This is a genomic window from Brevibacterium sp. SIMBA_078 (assembly GCF_046534565.1).
GTDB lineage: Bacteria > Actinomycetota > Actinomycetes > Actinomycetales > Brevibacteriaceae > Brevibacterium.
In genome coordinates this window covers 1-238 of the sequence record NZ_JAWRYQ010000552.1, presented here as the reverse complement: position 1 = coordinate 238, position 238 = coordinate 1, and the positions used below count along the sequence as shown (strand labels likewise).

Sequence of the window (238 nt, the reverse complement as noted above, 5' to 3'; positions counted from 1 at the left end):
AACCGCGACGATTGTATATATGGCATAAGTGATCAAAGTTAGCGTGTCGTTCAGCTTGTTTTTTTGCATAACTTAACCTTTGAATTCGTCTGCCGACGGCAATAGCTAGTAATAAAGATTCAATTGTAAACGCAATAACAAATCCATAGCGTTGAATGAACGGACTGTAATCGGTTAGTAGTACTCTAAACACCATACTAATAAACACACTTGCCAGTGCTATAAATACCAAGTTTGC

The 238-nt window shown here is 37.4% G+C and carries 1 protein-coding gene; it reads right to left on the bottom strand.

The window, feature by feature from the left end; translation table 11 throughout:
* A partial coding sequence (locus SB749_RS20760) for a hypothetical protein (RefSeq protein ID WP_410711982.1) occupies nt 1-238 on the bottom strand: 238 nt, incomplete at both ends.